Below are 19,219 nucleotides of genomic sequence, written 5' to 3'. Positions count from 1 at the left end.
CCTCCTGAGTTGATTGTTTTTATTTTCTCAAGCCAAAAAACCGCTTGATTGCCCCTAAGTCTCCGCTTTTTTTCGCTGTCTGGGATGCTACGGCGATCAACAGGATAATACCTACGATCATCTGCTGCCAGAACGAATTGACACCATTTAAGTTCAGTCCGTTCCGGATTACTCCCATCATCAAGGCTCCGATCACTGTATTAAGAATCGTTCCTTCTCCGCCCAGGATGGAGATTCCTCCCAGAACGGACGCTGCAATGGCTTCCATCTCATATCCGTTACCTGCCGTAGGCTGTGCACTGGAAAGGCGGGAAGCAACCAGGATACCGCAGATTGCTGCGGACAAGCCGGAAATACAATATGCAAACATACGGGTTTTTACTGCATTAATACCGGAAAGTTTCGCCGCCTCTAAGTTGGAACCACAGGCATAAATCTGACGGCCGATCCGCATTTTTGCAAGAACAATCCCTAAAATCACAGCATACACCAAAGTGATGATAACGCTGTAAGGAAGTCCATCTCCTCCGATCCTTCCGCCGCCCAGAACGTAAAACTGTTTCTGGATTTCCTTAGAAGGAATGTTTGTTGTATACAGGGGCGCACCGTTTACCAGCACGTTTGCCATGCCTCGGTATACCCACTGGGTTGCCAAAGTCGCAACAAAAGGCACAACGCCTAAAATTTCAATAAAAAAGCCATTCATAATACCTGTCATGATACCCATGATCAGGCAAAGTGCGATGCATACCACAAGAGGCAGTCCCTGCATCAGAAGTGATACCATAATAATTCCTGACAATGCCATAGAAGCGCCGGCAGATAAATCGTTTCCGCCGCAGACCAGACAGAAGGTCAGACCACAGCCGATGATGGTATATGTAACGATCTGCTGCAGAAGGTTCTGTAAATTGGCCGGGGCTAAAAATTTAGCAGGCTGAAGAATCGAAAACAGCACAAACAGTCCGACCAGGATGCACAATGAGTAGATTGCCCGCCGTGTGGCTGCGTTTAGCTTGTTAAACGAACCGCCCTTCTTTTCCTGCACCTTTGCTTTTAAGTTTCCCATCCTTACTCTCCCTTTCTATTGCCGCCGCCTGATAACACGGGCGCCGGTTTTCCTTCTAGTTTGTTATAACCTGCCGCAAGATACAGGATATCTTCCTGAGTCGCGGTCTTTGCATCTAATTCACCGTTGATTTCTCCCTGATGGATAACCAGAATCCGGTCACTCATACCAAGAATCTCCGGCAATTCAGAAGAAATCATAATGATAGACACTCCCTGGGCGCTCAGCTTGTTAAACAGCTCATACACCTCATACTTGGCTCCTACATCGATTCCTCTGGTTGGCTCGTCAACAATCAGCACCTTTACATCATTGCACAGCCATTTGGCTAAAACTACCTTTTGCTGATTGCCTCCGGAAAGATTCCCGCAAAGCTGATGCACGCTTGGGGTTTTCGTGCGCAGAAGCTCCACATATTTTTCCGCATTCTTAAGCCCTTCCTTGTCATTGATAAATCCAAAGCGGGTAATGTTTTGAAGATGGGCCATGTTCGTGTTATATTTGATATCAAGGCCCAGAGCAAGACCATCCCTCTTCCGGTCTTCCGTGGCATATCCAATGCCATGCTTAATGGCCTGGATCACAGAGTTGACTTTGATTGGTTTTCCTTCCAGCGTAAGCTCCATGGAATCCGCCTGATCTGCACCGAAGATGCAGCGCATCAGCTCTGTTCTTCCAGCTCCTACCAGTCCTGATATTCCAAGGATTTCTCCTTTTTTTACATAAAAATAGTCCGCATTTACTTTTGTACCTCTGCGGACATTCCTGGCCTCAAGAACAATTTCTCCGATGTTACGCTTATATTTAGGATATTTATCCTCCAATGAACGACCAACGATCATGTTCACCAGTTGATCCATCGTGATCTCATTTAAATTCCTGGTACCTATGTACTGACCATCTCTGATAATCGTAACCCGTTCACAGATCTGGTTCAGTTCTGCCATTCGGTGGGAAATATAAACCATACCCACTCCCTTTTCTTTCAAGCGGCGGATGATACCGAACAACTGATCGATCTCTTTTTCCGTAAGAGTTGCCGTCGGCTCATCAAGAACCAGTATTTTCGAATTAAAGCTGATCGCTTTTGCAATTTCCACCATCTGCTGTTGAGCAATGCTTAAGCTTCCCACATGGGCATAGGTATTTAATTCAATACCCAGATCATCAAGGATCTTTTTCGCTTCCTCATGCATCTTGCCATCATCGATGAAAATTCCTTTTTTATGAGCCCTGCCGATGAATATATTGTCTGCCACACTAAGATGGCCGCACATATTCAACTCCTGCATGATGATGCATACGCCAAGCTCATGGGCCTTTGCAACGGAATCAATGTCCACCTTATTTCCTTCAATGAATATTTCACCTTCATCTGCCCGGTGAACACCGGATAAAATTTTCATCAGGGTGGATTTACCGGCTCCATTTTCACCAACAAGCCCTAGGACCTCCCCCTTATTAACTGACAGACTTACCTTATCGAGAGCCTTGACTCCGGGGAAGCTTTTACTTATCCCTTCCATTCGAAACAATTCCTGTTCCATGCCCCATCCTCCTCTCTGCTTTGTACACACTTTCTGTGTTGTGTGTTCATTATAACGGCAGACTTCGACAGTTTCCATCGTAACTTTTTATCATCCGTAGTAGAATTTTATCATTTCAGTTAAAATAAAAATTGCCTGTCATCTCATCATGACAGGCATTTTTCACACTAAAATCAATTTTTAGAGGTCTTTTAATATAGACATTCTGTAATCCGAAGGATTCACTCCTTCCAGGCGTTTGAAAACTTTTGTAAAATAATTGGAATCCATGTACCCCACCCTGACCCCTACTTCTTTTACGATCACATTGGGCTGGGCCAGAAGCTTTTTCGCTTCCCTGACTCTGTATTCCGACAGATAAGAGGTAAAGCTTTGCCCGAACTGCAGCTTGAACATTCTGCAAAAATAAGGCTCTGAATACCCCACGGCCCGGGCTGTTTCGCTCATGGAAATATCATTCATATAGTTGGATCGTATATACTCCTCCACCATGGCGGTCAAAACAGACAAACGGCTGCCGCTGAAATCAGACTCATCACCCAAAGTCTGATGAGCGTTTTCCTCTTCATCCGGAACTTCGGCACCTTCCTCTTCTCCATGGTTTTTGATTTCCTCCGGCTTGTCCTCCTGTTTATCGGCAATCCGCAGGGCCTCTTCAACCACGTTTAAAACCTCTTTCTGGGAATAAGGCTTCAGCAGATATTCCATAGCCCTGATAGAAATCGCCTTTTTTGCATAGTCAAAACGGTCGTAAGCCGTCAGAAAAATAATACAGCAATCCTTTTTTTCCTTCCTCATAATTTCCGCTGCCTGGATTCCGTTCATTCCCGGCATCCCGATGTCCAGGATCACCACCTGGATATCTTCCCTTTTAAAAATCTCTATCGCCTCATTACCGTTCTGTGCCTCAAAAACCTGACATTCCTCTCCAAATTTCTTCAGAAGCATTTTTTTGAGTACAATACGCTCAATCATCTCATCTTCCGCTATCATTAACCGATACATGATCCATCATATCCCTTCTCCGACCAAATTCTATCTGTACCACTGTGCCTCTGTTTTCGCCGCTGTCTATGGTTACCTTCCCATATTCGTAATAATAAGAAATCCTTCTATATATATTCCCCAGCCCGATACCAAGCCCAGTACCCTTTGTTTCAATGGCATTCCTGATAGCGGCTAGGGTTTCCGTGTCCATCCCTTTCCCCGTATCCGCAACGGAAATCCATAAAAGCCCTTTTCTTTTCTCGATCTGTATGTCAATGCTTCCACCGTTCTCCTTTTCCTGTATGCCGTGAATGACCGCGTTTTCCACCAATGGCTGCAGCATGAAGACCGGCACCTCTTGCTGATATAAATCTGTGCTGCAGTTGATGTTCCATTGAATCCGGTCTCCAAAACGCATCTTCTGGATATACATATAATCCTTCACCACCTTTAGCTCCTGTTCCAGAGGCTCAAAGGCATTGGACGTCCGGAGGCTGTAACGTAGCAGGCTGCTGATGGCCACCAGCATTTCCTCGGTAACCGGTGCCTCTTCCATCTGTGCCATCCTGGTGATCATATTCAGAGTATTAAAGAGAAAGTGTGGATTTAACTGACTTTTGATCAGCTGAAGCTGGGCCATGGAAAACCGCTTCTCAAGCTCGGTCCTCTCCAGCTCCTGCCGGTACAGCTTTTCTTCCATCTGCCTTTTCTCTTCTGTCGCTGTGATGTAGTCCCGTGTGGCATGCTTCATTTTATTGAATGCACTTACCAGCTGCCCGATCTCATCCCTTCCATCCCAATGAACGTCAGGAGACGAAAAGTCGTTCTTTTCGATCTTACCTGAGACGGTAGCCAGCTGCACAACTGTTTTAACAATGCTGCCCGTGATAAAACGAAGTAAGATCATAAGCACAAAAAAAGCGATGATGCTGATGGCCACCAAAATGTAAGGCATGCGCTTAAGTACAGGAATCTGGACTTCGTAATAATCATTTCCTCCCATTAATACTACCTTGGTCAGACGAGTCCCGTAGAGGTCCAGATATTTCTGCATATTATATGTTTTATATAGCTCCCTGATGTAATTGGGGTCATTCTGGCTCATTTCCACCACTTTTTCCCGCTGTTCTTCGTAAGTCACATAACTGTTTATGATGTTCCAGGTAATCCCATAGCGCTCCTCTCCGATTTTATCATAATCATAGGGCAGGCTGTTTAAAAATGCTTTGGTCTCCTGACACCCCTGACGGTATGCCTCCCTATTTTCCAGAGTATTGTTTGCCAGCAGCTGGAGAAACAATCCCCTTTCATTCTCCATAGATTCCTGAAACTTGTAGCAGGCCAGGTTGTCATCCATGATAATGCTCACATCGTTTATAAAAATATATGCCACCTTTAGATTGATGAAGATGGAAGCCGCCATAATGATCCCCACACTTCCTATGATCACGTACAGTTTCCTCTTCAACGACATCTGATACCAAAGGGCAAGCAATCGATCTCCCACCTATTTTCCTCCCACGATTCGTTTTCACTTATGCACTAACTAATCTTATCCCTTCCTTGAACTTCCGTCAATAACAAAAAATACCCTGTAAACGGTACACAGTTTTTTTGTGTACCGCTTACAGGGCAGTGTTTATCCATGAATATGCTATAAGTTAAAGGCCTTCCAAAGGCGCTTAAAATAATCGGCAAATTTGGCTTCCCTGACTGACTCAGCAGTTAATATGGGAACTTCTCCGATCCGTTTTCCTCCAAGGGAATAAATAATGTTTCCAGCCTTCTGTCCTTCCTCCACCGGTGCAGAGATGGAAGGTGCCAGCTCCAGCTTCTTCTCAATAGCCTGGAAATCTTCTCCCTTAAGGCTCAAATAAGAAAAGGACCCACCATATTTCAACGGAACCTGATCCGTGACTCCATTATCAACCACCATATCCGGAAGTGGAAGCATCTCCTTATCCTCATACAGCTTGCAATTGGCATATCCATAGTTAAGCAGAGTCTGGGCATCGGCGAACCGGACTTTGTAATCCGGAGCTGCCATAATGGAAGCAATGAGGCGGACCCCATCCTTTTCCGCTGTTGCAGAAAGACAATACTTTGCCACTGATGTGGACCCTGTCTTTAAACCGGTCACCGTGAAATTCGTTGCCATCTTTAAAAGCTTGTTGGTATTGGAAAGGCCGAATTCCTTTGTTCCCTGCTTTGTCACATGGGTGATGTTCTCCATCCAGATCGTAGAATAATTATGGATCTGCGGATATTTGGTGATTAATTCTCTGGACATCAACGCAATATCTTTAGCCGTAGTCACATGGGTGCCGGACTCGGTAAGTCCGCAGCAATCTTCAAAATGAGTGTTTGTCATCCCAAGTCCTGCCGCACGCTCGTTCATCATCTTAACAAATTCGTCTTCTGTTCCTGCTATGTATTCTGCCATGGCTACGGAGGCGTCATTACCCGAAGCGATAACAATGCACTTGATCAGGGTTTCCACCGTCTGCACTTCCCCTTCTTCCAGGAAAACCTGGGAGCCTCCCATGGACTTTGCGTGGGCGCTGGTCACAACCTCATCGGTCAGCTTAATTTTACCGGAATCCAACGCATCAAAAATAAGGATCAAAGTCATAATTTTCGTAATGCTCGCCGGGCTCCTTTTTTCATCCGCGTTCTTTTCATAAATAATCTGTCCGGTTGACGCTTCCATCAGAACGGCGCTGGGAGACTGCAAAGCCGGACCGCCCTCCGAATTTACCCGTTTCGCCTCTTCTGCCTGGATAATCATGTCCGAGGCTACTGTCACATCCGGCTCTTGCCCTGCTGCCGGAAAGCATAAACAGAAAAACAACAGAAGACAGCTTAAAACAAATGCCGTAACTCTCTTCATATGATACACGATCCCCTAAAATTCCTTTGTACCATTGTATGGGACTGCTTCCCTTACATATGCCATTTTTTCCAAAAATAATTACCATCTTTTCGTTTCATCTTCTGGTAAAGTATGCTATACTTGTACAGGGTATGTTTAAAATCTATCAATACTGCCCCAATACTACAGAATTAAGAGGTTGTACTATGAACAGACATGACTTTCGTGGACGAAACACTGGCGGAGGGCGGAACCATACACTGCAGGTTATCCTGATTGCTCTTATTGGAATTTTAATCGTTGCCGTTTTGACTTTATGCGGGATTGCGATTAGCAAACGGGTGAAAAACAAGGCATTGCCTGCCGATACTTCCGTCGCAGAACTCCCTTCCGATGAAGGAACTCCGGATTCCGCCGAAGAGACTACAAGCGAACAAGCCAGTGAAGAAAAATTAAAGGCCCTCCTTTCCCAGGCGGATGCTCTTGCTTTGGGATACGATTATGATGGGGCAATTACTCTTCTACAGTCTGACCCCGAATTTAGCGCAAACGAGGAAGTGACCTCTGCCATTGCAGGTTATAATACCGACAAGGAGGCCCTGGTACGGTTCAATCCTCAGGATGTCACCCATGTTTTCTTTCATTCTCTTATCATAGATACTTCAAAAGCTTTTGATGGAGATTCCAAGCAGGCGGGCTATAACCAAATGATGACTACCAAATCGGAATTTCTTAAGATGATGCAGTCCATGTATGACAAGGGATATGTTCTTGTGAAGATTCATGATGTTGCATATGAGACGAAAGATGAGAATGGCAATCCCAAATTTGTTTATGGAGATATCATGCTTCCTCCAGGCAAGAAAGCTTTTGTCCTGTCACAGGATGATGTCTGCTATTACGAATATATGCAAGATGACGGCTTTGCTACCCGCATGGTTATCGGAGAAGATGGATACCCCACCTGCGAGATGACAATGGCTGACGGCAGCGTTTCCGTAGGTGATTATGACCTGGTTCCGATTCTTGAAAACTTCATAAAAACCCATCCAGATTTCTCCTACAAAGGAGCACGTGGAATTCTGGCCTTTACCGGTTACAACGGGATCCTAGGATACCGGACAGATGAATCCTACAAGGACACCAATCCCAATTATGAAGCAGACCGGGAACAGGCTGCAAAAGTAGCCCAGGCCTTAAAGGATCATGGCTGGGAGCTGTCCTCCCACAGCTGGGGACACCGGAATATGGGAACAATATCCATGAACCATTTTAAAGCGGACAGCGACAAATGGAAACGCAACGTTGAGTCCTTAACCGGACCCACAGATATTATCCTCTTCCCCTTTGGAAGCGATATCGGAAGCTGGACCCCTTACACCAATGATAATGAACGTTTTACATATTTAAAATCACTTGGCTTCCGTTATTTCTGTAACGTAGACGCCAGCAAACCTACCTGGATGCAGATGGGCACTGACTACTTCCGCCAGGCCCGCAGAAACCTTGATGGGTACCGGATGTTTTATTATCCCAACAGCTTAACGGATCTATTTAATGTTTCTGATGTTTTTGATCCGGCAAGACCGACACCGGTTCCTCCAATGTAAACAGTTTTTAAAAGCCGTAGACTTTTTAAAGTTCTACGGCTTTTTTCTGTCTAATGCATTTTATTAAAAACGGGGATTAATTAAAAATTGATAAAGAAACCAGACTATGTTATAGTAAAAACCAGAAATAGAGATCGGTAACTTATAAATAGTCTGAAGTTTGCAATAGGCTGAACATGTCCCACCAGGCCCCATACATAGGAGGTTTTTTATGATAAGATCATTAATGCAGGCATACGTTACAAGAAGTGATGAAGCTGTGGCTCTTTATCAAAAGGCTTTTGATGCTGTTCTTATAAGCAGTTATCCAAATAGTGACGGAACATTTTTTCATGCCGAGCTTGATATTCAAGGACATATACTTGCTGTGGCAGAAAGAAACTCAGAATATGCCATAATCGACGAAGAAACGGTTACAGGCAATGTCATGCAGTTCTGTTTGCATTATGGGGAAGGAAATGAGGATAAGGTGAGAAAAGCATATGAGATACTAAAAAAGGATGCTAAAATTCTTATGCCGCTTGCGCCATGTGAATTCAGTTCTCTGATGACAGATTTTATTGATAAATATGGAATCAGGTGGTGCTTATTTGTTTAACTGCCTTAATCTATCACACAAAAAGGCCGCCCTACTGATTTTCTGTCATCAGGGCGGCTTTCTGTCATCCTAAATTATGTCACTGGTAACAATCTTCAAATATTCCCAGTTTCTTCTCTAAAACTGCACAAATCCCTTAATTGGCTGAGCCGGAACCACAGACTCCGCATACAATACGGGGCCTTCTCCGTCATAATCCCTCCAGAACTCATATGCAATCTTTGCCTTGACACGGACCCATTGCTTTGTTTCCAGTTCCCTGGCTTCCCTTGCCTTGGTGACAAAACCTAAAAAGGTCATATCATCCTCGCAGCAGGTCATTGCCATACGCCCTGGCACAAAATAATTTTTCGGAAAATCAGGAGTCTTCAAAACCATAGCGGTAAATTCCACAGTCTTTCCCTCATAACGGTCCCGTCTTTCCATACAATCAAGGTACCAGATTCCATAGGCCTCCGGTGAAATGCTCACCACATCGGCACTCATATCATAAGGCAGCTCTTCCTCAGGGATCTCATTAACCTCTCCCTCAGAATCTTCAAATACAATCTCTCCCTTGGGGCACATGGCCTTAAGGGTCCGCCGGTAACCGGATAAATCTTCGATTCCGTCACAGCGGTTGCAAATAACCATCTCCGAATTACGGACCATGGAATACAGCAAAGGCTTCATATTGGCAGCATACAATTCAAAGGTGGACATATCAATCAGGGTAATCTGCTGATAGATTCTCCAATCATCAGGAAGCTTCAGCTCATCCAGATTCCACATTCCATTCCATTCGATCAAAACCCGCTCCGGATTATAAAGCAGTTCCAGTTCTAAAAGTCTCTCCGGGTTCAGTTCCTCTATGCTTTCTATAAATATTCCCGCTGTCCTGTTGCGCTTTAACAGGGACTGGTCATATTCGGTTTCACCGTCTTCGCAAACAATTAACAGCGTTTTCTCGTCAGACTTAAAATAATCCTGTTCCATGGTAAACTGAAGGAACTGGGTTTTTCCAGATTCCAAAAATCCATTGATGAGGAATACCGGCATAAAGTCGTCTTCCATTCTATCTGTGTTGCTCATGGTTCCCTCTTTCCTGCCCTCTTTTTCAGGGCATATAGGTATCCCTGTATGGGGTTCCCACCATTCTTTTTATCTATCAAAGGACTTCTTAAGTTCCTCTTCCTTTAAATTCGCTCCGATCACGCAGACCTTACCGGTATATTCCGGTGCTCCGTCCCGGATCTCGTATTGCTCCGGCACCAGATCAAAGTAAAGCCATGTACCTTTTTCCTCACCCGGAATCATTCCCTTGGCACGAAGTACATCTCCATAACCATCTCCATAAGCCAGTTCATCAAGGATCTTGTCCAGCTCTTCTTTGCTCATAGGAGCCACATTCTCTAAGCCCCAGCTGCTGAATACTTCATCCGCATGATGGTCATGATCGTGGCCGCAGCCACATTCCTCACCATGATCATGGTGATGGTCATGATGATGACCGCCACAGCCGCATTCTGACTCCTCATGGTCATGATTGTGGCCTCCGCAGCCGCATTCCTCACCGTGCTCGTGGTCATGATGATGACCTCCGCAGCCGCAGCCCTCACCATGCTCATGGTCATGATCGTGGCCTCCGCAGCCGCATTCCTCACCGTGCTCATGGTCATGATGATGGCCTCCGCAGCCGCAGCCCTCACCATGCTCATGGTCATGATCGTGGCTTCCGCAGCCGCATTCCTCACCGTGCTCGTGGTCATGATGATGGCCTCCGCAGCCGCAGCCTTCTTCATGATGATGGCGGTGTTCTTTCACTTCTTTCATCAAATCCTCTGCCATGGTGTCCGGTTTTTCTATAATCTCAAGAAGCTGTTTTCCGCTCAATTCATCACAAGGAGTCGTCACTACAGACGCATTTGGATTTAGCTCCCGAATGATCTGGAGTGCCTGATCCACCTTGTCGGCAGGAGCAATATCGGTACGGCTTAATACGATGGTTCCTGCATTTTCGATCTGGTTATTGAAAAACTCTCCAAAGTTTTTTCTATACATCCTGCATTTTTGGGCATCCACGATGGTGACTGCGCTGTTTAAGGTCACTTCCACTTCAGAAGCAACGTCTATAACCGCTTTCATTACATCGGATAATTTCCCAACGCCCGACGGCTCAATAATCACACGGTCCGGGTGGTATTTGGTCAGCACCTCTTCAAGGGACTTTCCGAAATCACCTACCAAAGAACAGCAGATACAGCCGGAATTCATTTCCCGGATCTCAACACCCGCATCCTTTAAAAAACCTCCGTCAATACCGATCTCACCAAATTCATTTTCAATCAGGGCAACCTGCTCTCCAGCGATGGCTTCCTGCAGCAGCTTCTTAATAAAAGTAGTTTTTCCGGCTCCAAGGAAACCGGAAATAATGTCAATTTTCGTCATATCGAAACGTACCTCTTTTCTTTTCAGGGTTTTGCATGAAATTACATTTATTTATTGTGTCACAAACTTAAAACAAAGTCAAGCAGAGGCCCATTGGTTTTTCCATCAGTTATTGTTAAATAATTATCAACTTTTACGAAATTTTACAAAAAACCTTGAAATCCGATTATTTTATGGTAGAATACATGACAACTGCTTTGACAATGGTCAAATGTGTGCACCAAACTATTTAAAGGAGATTTACAATATGGAAAAATGCGGCGTAAAAGAGTTCCTGAAAAGGAAAAACGTCACAATTACTGTCCAGACCTATCTCATTGATGCATTGGGTGCTATGGCATTTGGCCTTTTTGCGTCTCTTTTGATCGGAACCATATTTGGTACTCTGGGACAGCAATTCAATCTCACTATTTTCAACGTGATCGCGGAATACGCAAAAAGTGCTACCGGAGCGGCTCTGGGAGTTGCCATCGCCTATGCCCTCCACGCCCCTGCCCTGGTCCTTTTTTCCGCAGCAACCGTGGGAATTGCCGGCAACGCTCTTGGCGGTCCTGTGGGTGCTCTCGCTGCAACGGTGGTTGCCACGGAACTTGGAAAGATCGTTTCAAAGGAAACACGGCTGGACATTCTGGTCACCCCCGGAGTAACCATCATTTCCGGAGTCTTAATTGCACAGACCGTGGGACCAGGCGTAGCAAGCTTCATGAACTGGTTTGGCGTTCTTGTAAAAACAGCTACTGAGCTGCAGCCATTGTTTATGGGAATCCTGGTATCCGCCCTGATCGGCATCGCCCTCACCTTGCCCATCAGCAGTGCTGCTATCTGTATCGCCTTATCCCTTGACGGCCTGGCAGGGGGAGCTGCCACAGCCGGATGCTGTGCTCAGATGATTGGCTTTGCCGTCCTTTCCTTCCGGGAAAACGGGGTCGGCGGTCTTATGGCCCAGGGCCTTGGCACCAGTATGCTGCAGATGGGAAACATCGTGAAAAATCCAAAGGTCTGGATCGCCCCCACCCTGACTTCCATGATAACCGGCCCCATAGCCACCATGGTATTTAAACTAAAAAACATTCCGGCCGGCTCCGGCATGGGCACCTGCGGGCTGGTAGGCCCCATCGGCATCTACACGGCGATGAAAGGCGGGCCCTTTATGTGGCTTGGAATCCTCATGGTCTGTTTTCTTCTGCCTGCCATTCTCACTCTTTTGTTTGGAGAAATACTTAGAAAAATCGGCTGGATTAAATTCGGGGACTTAAAATTAGATTTAAAATAAAAAATCGAAGGGAGGATGCCCCAAAACAAATGGGCATCCTCCTTTCGATTTATACTCTTACTCATTCCTTCTTTTCATCTTCTGCATTTCCAAAGGCGCAGTGACCGCAGCCTCCGCTGCAATTGCCGCAGCATCCACTGCAATGTCCGCAACCGCCTCTTCCCTTATTTTTTATATATTGTCTCACTGATATAAACACCAGCACCAATAGGACAAGGGCTACCAGAAGAGTCGAACCATTAGAAGCTAACCATGCAGGCATAACAAACCTCCTATCGCTTCTTTACTTTAGTTCCTTTAGTATATGCTCAATATGCTCTCTTTTGCCAATCACCATCAAATGTTCCTGAGGCTGGATCACATAATCTGCAGGCGGCATGAGCTGGGCTCTGCCTTCCCGCTTGATTCCCAGGACACTGATATGGTAACGGTTTCTGATATCAACTTCTCTTATGGATTTATGCACCCATTCCGGAAGAGGTGGGATCTCGTAAATAGAATATTCCGGAGTTAGTTCAATATAGTCAAACACATGGTCTGTACTGTAACGGACAGCCAGTTTTTCTGCAATGTCACGGTCCGGATAAATGACTTCATCCGCTCCGTTTCTTAACAGGAATTTGGCATGAATATCACGGTTTGCCTTGCTGATCACTCTCCTGCCTCCCAGCTCTTTGACCAGACTGGTGATCTCCAGGCTGCTCTGAAAATTCGTTCCAATACATACAAAACACAAATCGAAATTGGCGATTCCCAAGCTTTTTAATACTGTTTCATTGGTGCAGTCACCAATCTTTGCACTGGTAACATAAGGAAGTAAGTCTTCTAAGCACTCTTCCTTTTGATCCACAACCATAACATCATTTCCAAGCCTTGCCATATTAAGACACAGATGATGGCCAAACCGGCCAAGTCCAATAATTAATACTGATTTCATGATTTTACTCCCTTTCCTTTAACCCACATTGATGGTTTCTGCTACTTGTTCCACATGAGCCTTGCGCTGACTCTGAGCAAATGCCAGGGCAAAGGACAAGCTTCCGATTCTTCCGCTGTACATGAGGATAATAATGATCACCTTTGATACGGAATAAAGATCCCTGGTGATGCCTGTGGTCATACCTACCGTTCCAATGGCTGATGCCGTTTCAAACAGTATGTCCGAAAATCCCAGAGGCTGAATAGCCATAATAGCCAGGGAAGCTGAAAGAGCCAAAAACAAGTTGATGGTTAAAATAGCGCCTGCACGCTTGATCACACCCTCTTCCAGACGCCTTCCAAAGATATTGACCCCGTAGGTCTGCTTGATATTGGAATGCACGCACATAAGAAGGACAAAAATTGTTGTGGTCTTAATTCCTCCCGCTGTTGATCCGGGGCTTCCTCCGATGAACATGAGGATTATGGTAAGGAGCTTACTCCCGTCGGTCAATGATGCCGTATCAGTGGTATTAAAACCGGCTGTCCTTGCAGTTACGGAGCTGAACAGGGAGGTTAAAATCTGTCCGCTTGCATTCATCCCCACCAAAAGATTGTTCCGTTCCAGCAGATAGAAAAGAAATCCTCCTCCAAATACCAGAACAGTGGTACTCACCAAAACCATTTTGGTATGCAGCATATATTTTTTAAAGTGAAGCTTATTCCGATAGATATCTTCCCACACGATAAAACCGATGCCGCCTACGATGATTAAAGACATAATGACTAAATTCACCAACCAGTCATTGTAATAAGCGACTAAGGAATTAAAAGGTTTCTGATTTCCCATTAAGTCAAATCCCGCATTGCAGAAGGCTGATATGGCGTGGAAAATTCCATAAAACGATCCTCTCCAGAACCCGTATTTAGGAATAAAACGAAAGGCCAGAAGAATGGCTCCTGTTCCTTCAATGAGAAAGGTTCCTTTGATAATCCCTTTCGCCAGCCTTACAACTCCGCCGATCTGTAATGTATTTACGCTTTCCTGCAAAAGCCCTCTCTCTTTTAACCCGATCTTCCGCCTGAGCACAATGGAGATAAACACGCCCACGGTGACAAATCCAAGGCCTCCGATTTGTATCATTGTTATTATCACCATCTGTCCAAACAAAGACCACTGGGTCCATGTATCCCTGACGATCAGTCCCGTCACACAGGATGCGCTGGTAGCTGTGAACAGGCAGCTTAAAAAATCTTCCGACTGTCCATCCCTGCTGGATATGGGGAGCATCAAAAGCAGGGCTCCTGTTAAGATCAGACAAAAAAATCCATAAGCAATAAACTGTGTCTGACTCACGTGCCGCCTGGCACGCTTTAATCTTTTTTCTTCCATATTCATCTCACTGTCATTCCTCTTTTCCTGCGAGCCCATGTCCCACTTTTTTATCGGCCCGGTTCATTCTTACCACATAATCTGCAGCTGAAAAAATCAGAAATGCCGCCAAATTCACTATCACCACGCTGGCTCCCGCCGGGGTAGAATAACGGTACGATGCCATCATGCCGATCACAAAGCACACGACTGATAAAATTCCGGAAGATATTACGACTCCCCGGAAGCTTTTAAACACCCGCATAGAGGTAAGGGAAGGGAAAATTATGAGACTGGAGATCAGCATGGCTCCCATCATCCTCATACCCAGTACTATGGTTACGGCGGTCAAGACCGCAATCAAAACATTATACCAGGATACGTTCACTCCCGTTGCCCTTGCAAAGTTTTCGTCAAAGGTCACCGCAAAAATCTTATTATAACAAATCAAAAACAGTCCCAGCACAAGAACGGACAAAATTACGCTTAAACGGACATCCTCTTTACTCATGGCCAGTATGCTTCCAAACATATAGCTGCTTACATCTGTGGTCATTCCAGTCGTCATGGAAGTAACGATAATGCCAGCTGCCAGTGCTACGGCAGATATCATGGCAATGGCTGCATCACTTTTCATCTTTCCGTTGGACCGGATGCGCAGCAGGAAAAATGCTGCCACTACCACCACCGGTACGGATACCCTTAACGGAGACCAGCCAAAAGCCACTGCAAAAGACAAAGCACCAAAGGAGACATGAGACAGTCCGTCACCAATCATGGAATACCGTTTTAACACCAGGCTGACTCCTAGAAGAGAAGCACATAAAGAAACCAGGATCCCTCCTGCCAAAGCCCGGACCAAAAACGGATAGGACAGCATTTCACGAAGCAGTTCCATCTTTACGCACCTCCTGTGTAAATATATCCGGCATTACTTTTTAAATACTCTTTTGTCGTCCCGTAGAACAGGACCTCCCGTTTCAAATGAAGGATTTTATCCGCCTCTTTTACAACCGTGGCGACATCATGGGATACCATTAGAATGGCAACCCCCTCCTCACGATTCAATTTGCGGATTATCTCATAAAATTCCGCGATGGCTGAAGGGTCCAGACCTGTAATGGGCTCATCCATAATCAGAAGCTTATCCGTGGCACAAAGAGCTCTTGCAATCAAGGTTCTCTGCTGCTGGCCTCCTGATAATTCACGGTAGCATTTTCCGGCAATGCCTATAATTCCTAACCGCTCCATATTTTTAACTGCAAGCTTTTTTTCATTTCCAGAATAAAAGGGCCAATTTCCTCTGCGGCTTAAACAGCCGGATAAGACCACCTCACGGACCGTTGCCGGAAAATCCTTTTGAGCTGCAGTCTGCTGAGGCAGGTAGCCGATCCCGCTCCTTCTCAATTCATCGGACACGGATATGACGCCGTCTGTGGGCTTTAACAGCCCTAAAAGTCCCTTCATTAAAGTACTTTTTCCGGAGCCGTTCTCTCCCACGATGCAGACATAGTCTCCTGGATTTACGTCCATAGTCACATCCACCACAGCATCCTGGTTCTCATATCCAAAATCCACATGACTGCATTGTATTAATGGGTTCATTCATCCAATCCTCTTTTTAAATTAATCACATTCTGCTCCATCAGGTCAAGATAGGTGACACCGCTGTCAAACTCTCTTCTTGAAACATTGTGGCAGGAATGAAGCAAAAGGGGTTCTGCCCCTGTCTCCTCTGCAATGATCTCAGACACCCGGTGGCTGGAAAGCTCTAAGTAATAGACCACCGGAATCTGTTCCAAACGCATTTTATCAATGAGATATGCAATGGTTCTGGCGCTGGGCTCCGTATCCGTGCTGCAGCCGGAAAACGCTGCCCGGTAAGACAGACCGTATTCATCCGCAAGATAACGGAACGGAAATTTATCTCCTACAACGATCATATCCCGCTTTTTATTTTCTGCAACCTTACGGAACTCATCGTCAAGTTTTTTAAGCTTTTCAAGGTATGACTTTGCTCTCTCCTCATAATAACTCCGGTTTTCCGGATCTTTTTCAGAAAGGGTATCCCGGATCGACTCTACCAAAATCATGGCATTCACAGGAGAAGTCCAGATATGTTCATCATATTCTATATGATCGCCATGACCGTCATCGTCTTCCTGGTGTTTTTCTTCTTCCATTCCTTCCACCAGCTCTTCCTGCACCGCATTCACCTGGTCCATTCCCGTGAGAACAGTCATCGAATCGGAATCAACTGCACTTAAGACCTGGGAAAGCCAGTGCTCCAGGGCACCGCCGTTGCATATTAAAACGTCTGCATCCCGGATGACCTGCACATCTGCAGGAGTTGGCTCAAAGGAATGGCTGTCCATTCCTGCCGGAACCACCATGGTCAGCTCCACTTTGTCACCGGCCACCTGTCTTGTAAAATCGTAATATGGAAACAGGGTCGTCACAACCTTGAGCTTAGATTCTCCCGTATTTGAAGGCCTGTCATTTCTGCTGCAGCCCCATAATGATACGGTTGCAAAAGGAATTGCAAGGCATAGAAACAGGAGTTTTTTTAAGCTTTTTTTATTCATTTTTATTCTCCTATCTGATTCCATCTGCATAGTATAGCACATTTTATTCAGAAGGAAAAGGACAGTTTTTATTTAAATTAGAAAAGGCCTGCAAAAGACATGGGAAGTAAAACTTCCTCCTGCCTCTACAGGCCAAACACCTATTATTTCTTATTTTTTATCCGTAGCTCAATCTGTCTGCTGATCTCTTTTACCGTATCGGAAGGCTCATAAATTTCATCATCAAAGAGGAACTGATGAAGCCTTATTACATTAGATTCCAGGGTCACAGGGACAACACAGTCTCTTTTACCGATCATGACATCCTTAAGCTTTGATGGAAATCCTTCCGTATCAGTCATGTGAAACCTTTTGATATTCTTCATGAGAGGAAGGATATCCTTCATTCCGACACTGGTGGATATCTGGGGAAATACAGCAGCAGCCACTTTGCTTAAAGTTGCAGCATCCGCTTCCCTCGCCTTTTTAAGTGCTAAGTCGACTACCTCTCTCTGTCTCTCCGTCCGCTTAAAGTCCGTATCCATTTTCCTCAGCCTAGCATAGGCAACCGCCTGGACCCCATCTAAGTGATTAGGTCCTTCCTTTTTTAAGTGATGGGAGCCTACACCCGTTGATTCCACCGTTTCCGTAATAAAGCCGTTAATCACCCGAAATTCCTCATGGCTGATATCTACATCAATCCCTCCCAGAAGATTAATGGCATCAGCAACGGCCTTCCAGCTAAATGATGCGTAATCGTCAATGGTCAAATCCAGATTATCCTTTAAAGCCTCTATGGCCTGTTTCGGTCCTCCTCTAAAATATGCCTCATTGATCTTATCATAACGCTCCTTATCATCTATCCGTAAATAGGTGTCCCGGTAGACTGAAACAATGCGTATTTCTCCTGTCCCAAGATCTACATTTAGGATCATCTGCATATCCGATCTGGTCCCTTTTCCCAAAGTTCCCTCCCTGGAATCCACGCCAAACACCGCTACCGTCCAGAAGCCCTCCATCTTTTCCTGGGTCTCAATGCTGATATTCGTATTTTGAAGCTGAGGCATCTGTACCTTTGGAGCATTGGGCATATGCATGATATTCCATGCGTATCCTAACATTGTCCCAATTAACGCGGCCCAGACGGCCGCTATCATAATCAATCCCCATTTTAAATGTTGTCTAGTCATGGTTCCTCCCGTATTGTCAAATAAAAAGAAGAGATATTCATTCATATCTCTCCTTAATTTCCCTTTATTTTGAAATTTTATTCAAAAACATACTTGATCTCACTGGGATGATTTATGATGTACCTAGGATGAAATGCTTCCAGCTCCGCACGATCACGAAAACCCCAGGTCACGGCTGCCGTGTCCATTCCGGCATTGATACCTGTCCTCATATCGGTATTGGTATCTCCAAAGTAAAGGCATTCCGAAGGCTTTGCATGAAAATATTCTGCTGTCATAAAGGCGCCCGAAGGATCGGGTTTCGTTTTGACTCCATTGCCTTCCCCGGTAATTAAATCAAAAAATCCTTTGCCGTAAACGGCTTCCACGCATTCAACGGCCCGTTCATGGCCTTTGTTGGTCAGAACCCCGATCTTGATTCCTTTACCCTTAAGGAATGTTAAAAGCTCTTTCATCCCTTCGTAAGGCTCCACCTTGTAAAGGCAGTTTTTCTCAAAGGTATCCTCATAAAATGCAAGAGCTTCCTCATAATGGGACAGATTATCATCTCCCGAATAAATAAGGGCCCGTTCTACCAGCTTTTTAAATCCATCACCTACAAACTTCTTGGTGTGATCCTCATCAATCGGCCCATAGCCAAAATGCTCCATGGTAAGGCTTATGCTATAAGCCAGGGAATGTATGGTGTTGATAATGGTTCCGTCCAGATCAAATATACAGCATTGGTACATAATGTTCTCCTTCCAGTTCTCTTTCTGCTTAATCCTTTGGCGAATCTGTCCTGCTACTATA

The 19,219-nt window shown here is 45.3% G+C and carries 18 protein-coding genes; 3 read left to right on the top strand and 15 right to left on the bottom strand.

The window, feature by feature from the left end; genetic code table 11:
* Positions 1-19: 19 nt before the first annotated feature.
* The 5 genes from ACHZES_RS00160 to ACHZES_RS00140 form a co-directional block, all read right to left on the bottom strand.
* A complete protein-coding gene (locus ACHZES_RS00160; RefSeq protein WP_051835155.1) occupies positions 20-1,069 on the bottom strand; it encodes an ABC transporter permease in 1,050 nt (349 codons plus the stop codon).
* 2 nt (positions 1,070-1,071) lie between these two features.
* The gene (locus tag ACHZES_RS00155; protein ID WP_038280656.1) at positions 1,072-2,616 is read right to left on the bottom strand and encodes a sugar ABC transporter ATP-binding protein; all 1,545 of its coding nucleotides are present in this window, start codon (positions 2,614-2,616) and stop codon (positions 1,072-1,074) included.
* 180 nt (positions 2,617-2,796) lie between these two features.
* Positions 2,797-3,621 (bottom strand): response regulator, encoded by an 825-nt coding sequence (locus tag ACHZES_RS00150; RefSeq protein ID WP_154520903.1) that lies wholly within the window; start codon positions 3,619-3,621, stop codon positions 2,797-2,799.
* Positions 3,593-5,110: a sensor histidine kinase gene (locus ACHZES_RS00145; protein WP_395547377.1), complete on the bottom strand. Its 1,518-nt coding sequence runs from the start codon at positions 5,108-5,110 to the stop codon at positions 3,593-3,595. The genes ACHZES_RS00150 and ACHZES_RS00145 overlap by 29 nt, the downstream gene beginning before the upstream one ends.
* Before the next feature lie 147 nt (positions 5,111-5,257).
* A complete protein-coding gene (locus ACHZES_RS00140) occupies positions 5,258-6,493 on the bottom strand; it encodes a D-alanyl-D-alanine carboxypeptidase family protein (RefSeq protein ID WP_395547378.1) in 1,236 nt (411 codons plus the stop codon).
* A 188-nt stretch (positions 6,494-6,681) separates the two neighbouring features.
* On the opposite strand from ACHZES_RS00140, the gene ACHZES_RS00135 reads away from it, so the two are divergent.
* Both ACHZES_RS00135 and ACHZES_RS00130 read left to right on the top strand, forming a co-directional pair.
* Entirely contained in the window at positions 6,682-8,085 is a 1,404-nt protein-coding gene (locus ACHZES_RS00135; RefSeq protein WP_395547379.1) for a polysaccharide deacetylase family protein, read from the top strand.
* Between the two features lie 211 nt (positions 8,086-8,296).
* Complete coding sequence (locus tag ACHZES_RS00130; protein WP_154520906.1) at positions 8,297-8,683, top strand: glyoxalase/bleomycin resistance/extradiol dioxygenase family protein; 387 nt, start codon at positions 8,297-8,299, stop codon at positions 8,681-8,683.
* Between the two features lie 117 nt (positions 8,684-8,800).
* Here the strand turns inward: ACHZES_RS00130 and ACHZES_RS00125 are convergent, their stop codons facing one another.
* On the bottom strand, positions 8,801-9,736 hold the full coding sequence (locus tag ACHZES_RS00125; RefSeq protein ID WP_038280873.1) for a GTP-binding protein: 936 nt from the start codon (positions 9,734-9,736) through the stop codon (positions 8,801-8,803).
* 87 nt (positions 9,737-9,823) lie between these two features.
* The gene (locus ACHZES_RS00120) at positions 9,824-11,110 is read right to left on the bottom strand and encodes a CobW family GTP-binding protein (protein ID WP_395547381.1); all 1,287 of its coding nucleotides are present in this window, start codon (positions 11,108-11,110) and stop codon (positions 9,824-9,826) included.
* A 247-nt stretch (positions 11,111-11,357) separates the two neighbouring features.
* Between ACHZES_RS00120 and ACHZES_RS00115 the strand changes: the two genes are divergently transcribed.
* Positions 11,358-12,383 carry a PTS transporter subunit IIC gene (locus ACHZES_RS00115; protein ID WP_038280647.1) on the top strand — a complete coding sequence of 342 codons (1,026 nt, stop codon included), beginning with the start codon at positions 11,358-11,360 and terminating at the stop codon, positions 12,381-12,383.
* Positions 12,384-12,444: 61 nt separating this feature from the next.
* Here the strand turns inward: ACHZES_RS00115 and ACHZES_RS00110 are convergent, their stop codons facing one another.
* The 8 genes from ACHZES_RS00110 to ACHZES_RS00075 all read right to left on the bottom strand — a co-directional run bounded on the left by ACHZES_RS00110 (position 12,445) and on the right by ACHZES_RS00075 (position 19,158).
* Complete coding sequence (locus ACHZES_RS00110; protein ID WP_038280644.1) at positions 12,445-12,645, bottom strand: hypothetical protein; 201 nt, start codon at positions 12,643-12,645, stop codon at positions 12,445-12,447.
* A gap of 21 nt (positions 12,646-12,666) precedes the next feature.
* Positions 12,667-13,320 (bottom strand): TrkA family potassium uptake protein, encoded by a 654-nt coding sequence (locus ACHZES_RS00105; RefSeq protein ID WP_038280641.1) that lies wholly within the window; start codon positions 13,318-13,320, stop codon positions 12,667-12,669.
* A gap of 18 nt (positions 13,321-13,338) precedes the next feature.
* Entirely contained in the window at positions 13,339-14,694 is a 1,356-nt protein-coding gene (locus ACHZES_RS00100) for a TrkH family potassium uptake protein (protein ID WP_395547382.1), read from the bottom strand.
* 13 nt (positions 14,695-14,707) lie between these two features.
* Positions 14,708-15,571 carry a metal ABC transporter permease gene (locus tag ACHZES_RS00095; RefSeq protein WP_395547383.1) on the bottom strand — a complete coding sequence of 288 codons (864 nt, stop codon included), beginning with the start codon at positions 15,569-15,571 and terminating at the stop codon, positions 14,708-14,710.
* Positions 15,572-15,573: 2 nt separating this feature from the next.
* On the bottom strand, positions 15,574-16,278 hold the full coding sequence (locus ACHZES_RS00090) for a metal ABC transporter ATP-binding protein (protein ID WP_395547384.1): 705 nt from the start codon (positions 16,276-16,278) through the stop codon (positions 15,574-15,576).
* Positions 16,275-17,282 (bottom strand): metal ABC transporter substrate-binding protein, encoded by a 1,008-nt coding sequence (locus ACHZES_RS00085; RefSeq protein ID WP_395547385.1) that lies wholly within the window; start codon positions 17,280-17,282, stop codon positions 16,275-16,277. Before ACHZES_RS00085 ends, ACHZES_RS00090 begins: the two co-directional genes overlap by 4 nt.
* Before the next feature lie 119 nt (positions 17,283-17,401).
* Positions 17,402-18,427 (bottom strand): LCP family protein, encoded by a 1,026-nt coding sequence (locus ACHZES_RS00080; RefSeq protein ID WP_395547386.1) that lies wholly within the window; start codon positions 18,425-18,427, stop codon positions 17,402-17,404.
* Between the two features lie 77 nt (positions 18,428-18,504).
* Positions 18,505-19,158 carry an HAD family hydrolase gene (locus ACHZES_RS00075; RefSeq protein ID WP_395547387.1) on the bottom strand — a complete coding sequence of 218 codons (654 nt, stop codon included), beginning with the start codon at positions 19,156-19,158 and terminating at the stop codon, positions 18,505-18,507.
* Positions 19,159-19,219: the final 61 nt, after the last annotated feature.

The organism is Lacrimispora sanguinis (assembly GCF_044987295.1).
Lineage (GTDB): Bacteria > Bacillota > Clostridia > Lachnospirales > Lachnospiraceae > Lacrimispora > Lacrimispora celerecrescens_B.
Note: the sequence above shows the minus strand (reverse complement) of the source record. Positions and strands in the feature narration are given on the sequence as shown.

What these genes read in the sequence shown, in the direction of transcription:
- ACHZES_RS00095 (WP_395547383.1), bottom strand. Translation starts at nt 15,571, where the DNA reads ATGGAACTGCTTCGTGAAATGCTGTCCTATCCGTTTTTGGTCCGGGCT.
- ACHZES_RS00110 (WP_038280644.1), bottom strand. Translation starts at nt 12,645, where the DNA reads ATGCCTGCATGGTTAGCTTCTAATGGTTCGACTCTTCTGGTAGCCCTT.
- ACHZES_RS00150 (WP_154520903.1), bottom strand. Translation starts at nt 3,621, where the DNA reads ATGTATCGGTTAATGATAGCGGAAGATGAGATGATTGAGCGTATTGTA.
- ACHZES_RS00105 (WP_038280641.1), bottom strand. Translation starts at nt 13,320, where the DNA reads ATGAAATCAGTATTAATTATTGGACTTGGCCGGTTTGGCCATCATCTG.
- ACHZES_RS00125 (WP_038280873.1), bottom strand. Translation starts at nt 9,736, where the DNA reads ATGGAAGACGACTTTATGCCGGTATTCCTCATCAATGGATTTTTGGAA.
- ACHZES_RS00115 (WP_038280647.1), top strand. Translation starts at nt 11,358, where the DNA reads ATGGAAAAATGCGGCGTAAAAGAGTTCCTGAAAAGGAAAAACGTCACA.
- ACHZES_RS00080 (WP_395547386.1), bottom strand. Translation starts at nt 18,427, where the DNA reads ATGACTAGACAACATTTAAAATGGGGATTGATTATGATAGCGGCCGTC.
- ACHZES_RS00155 (WP_038280656.1), bottom strand. Translation starts at nt 2,616, where the DNA reads ATGGAACAGGAATTGTTTCGAATGGAAGGGATAAGTAAAAGCTTCCCC.
- ACHZES_RS00090 (WP_395547384.1), bottom strand. Translation starts at nt 16,278, where the DNA reads ATGAACCCATTAATACAATGCAGTCATGTGGATTTTGGATATGAGAAC.
- ACHZES_RS00135 (WP_395547379.1), top strand. Translation starts at nt 6,682, where the DNA reads ATGAACAGACATGACTTTCGTGGACGAAACACTGGCGGAGGGCGGAAC.
- ACHZES_RS00120 (WP_395547381.1), bottom strand. Translation starts at nt 11,110, where the DNA reads ATGACGAAAATTGACATTATTTCCGGTTTCCTTGGAGCCGGAAAAACT.
- ACHZES_RS00140 (WP_395547378.1), bottom strand. Translation starts at nt 6,493, where the DNA reads ATGAAGAGAGTTACGGCATTTGTTTTAAGCTGTCTTCTGTTGTTTTTC.
- ACHZES_RS00160 (WP_051835155.1), bottom strand. Translation starts at nt 1,069, where the DNA reads ATGGGAAACTTAAAAGCAAAGGTGCAGGAAAAGAAGGGCGGTTCGTTT.
- ACHZES_RS00100 (WP_395547382.1), bottom strand. Translation starts at nt 14,694, where the DNA reads ATGGAAGAAAAAAGATTAAAGCGTGCCAGGCGGCACGTGAGTCAGACA.
- ACHZES_RS00130 (WP_154520906.1), top strand. Translation starts at nt 8,297, where the DNA reads ATGATAAGATCATTAATGCAGGCATACGTTACAAGAAGTGATGAAGCT.
- ACHZES_RS00085 (WP_395547385.1), bottom strand. Translation starts at nt 17,282, where the DNA reads ATGGAATCAGATAGGAGAATAAAAATGAATAAAAAAAGCTTAAAAAAA.
- ACHZES_RS00075 (WP_395547387.1), bottom strand. Translation starts at nt 19,158, where the DNA reads ATGTACCAATGCTGTATATTTGATCTGGACGGAACCATTATCAACACC.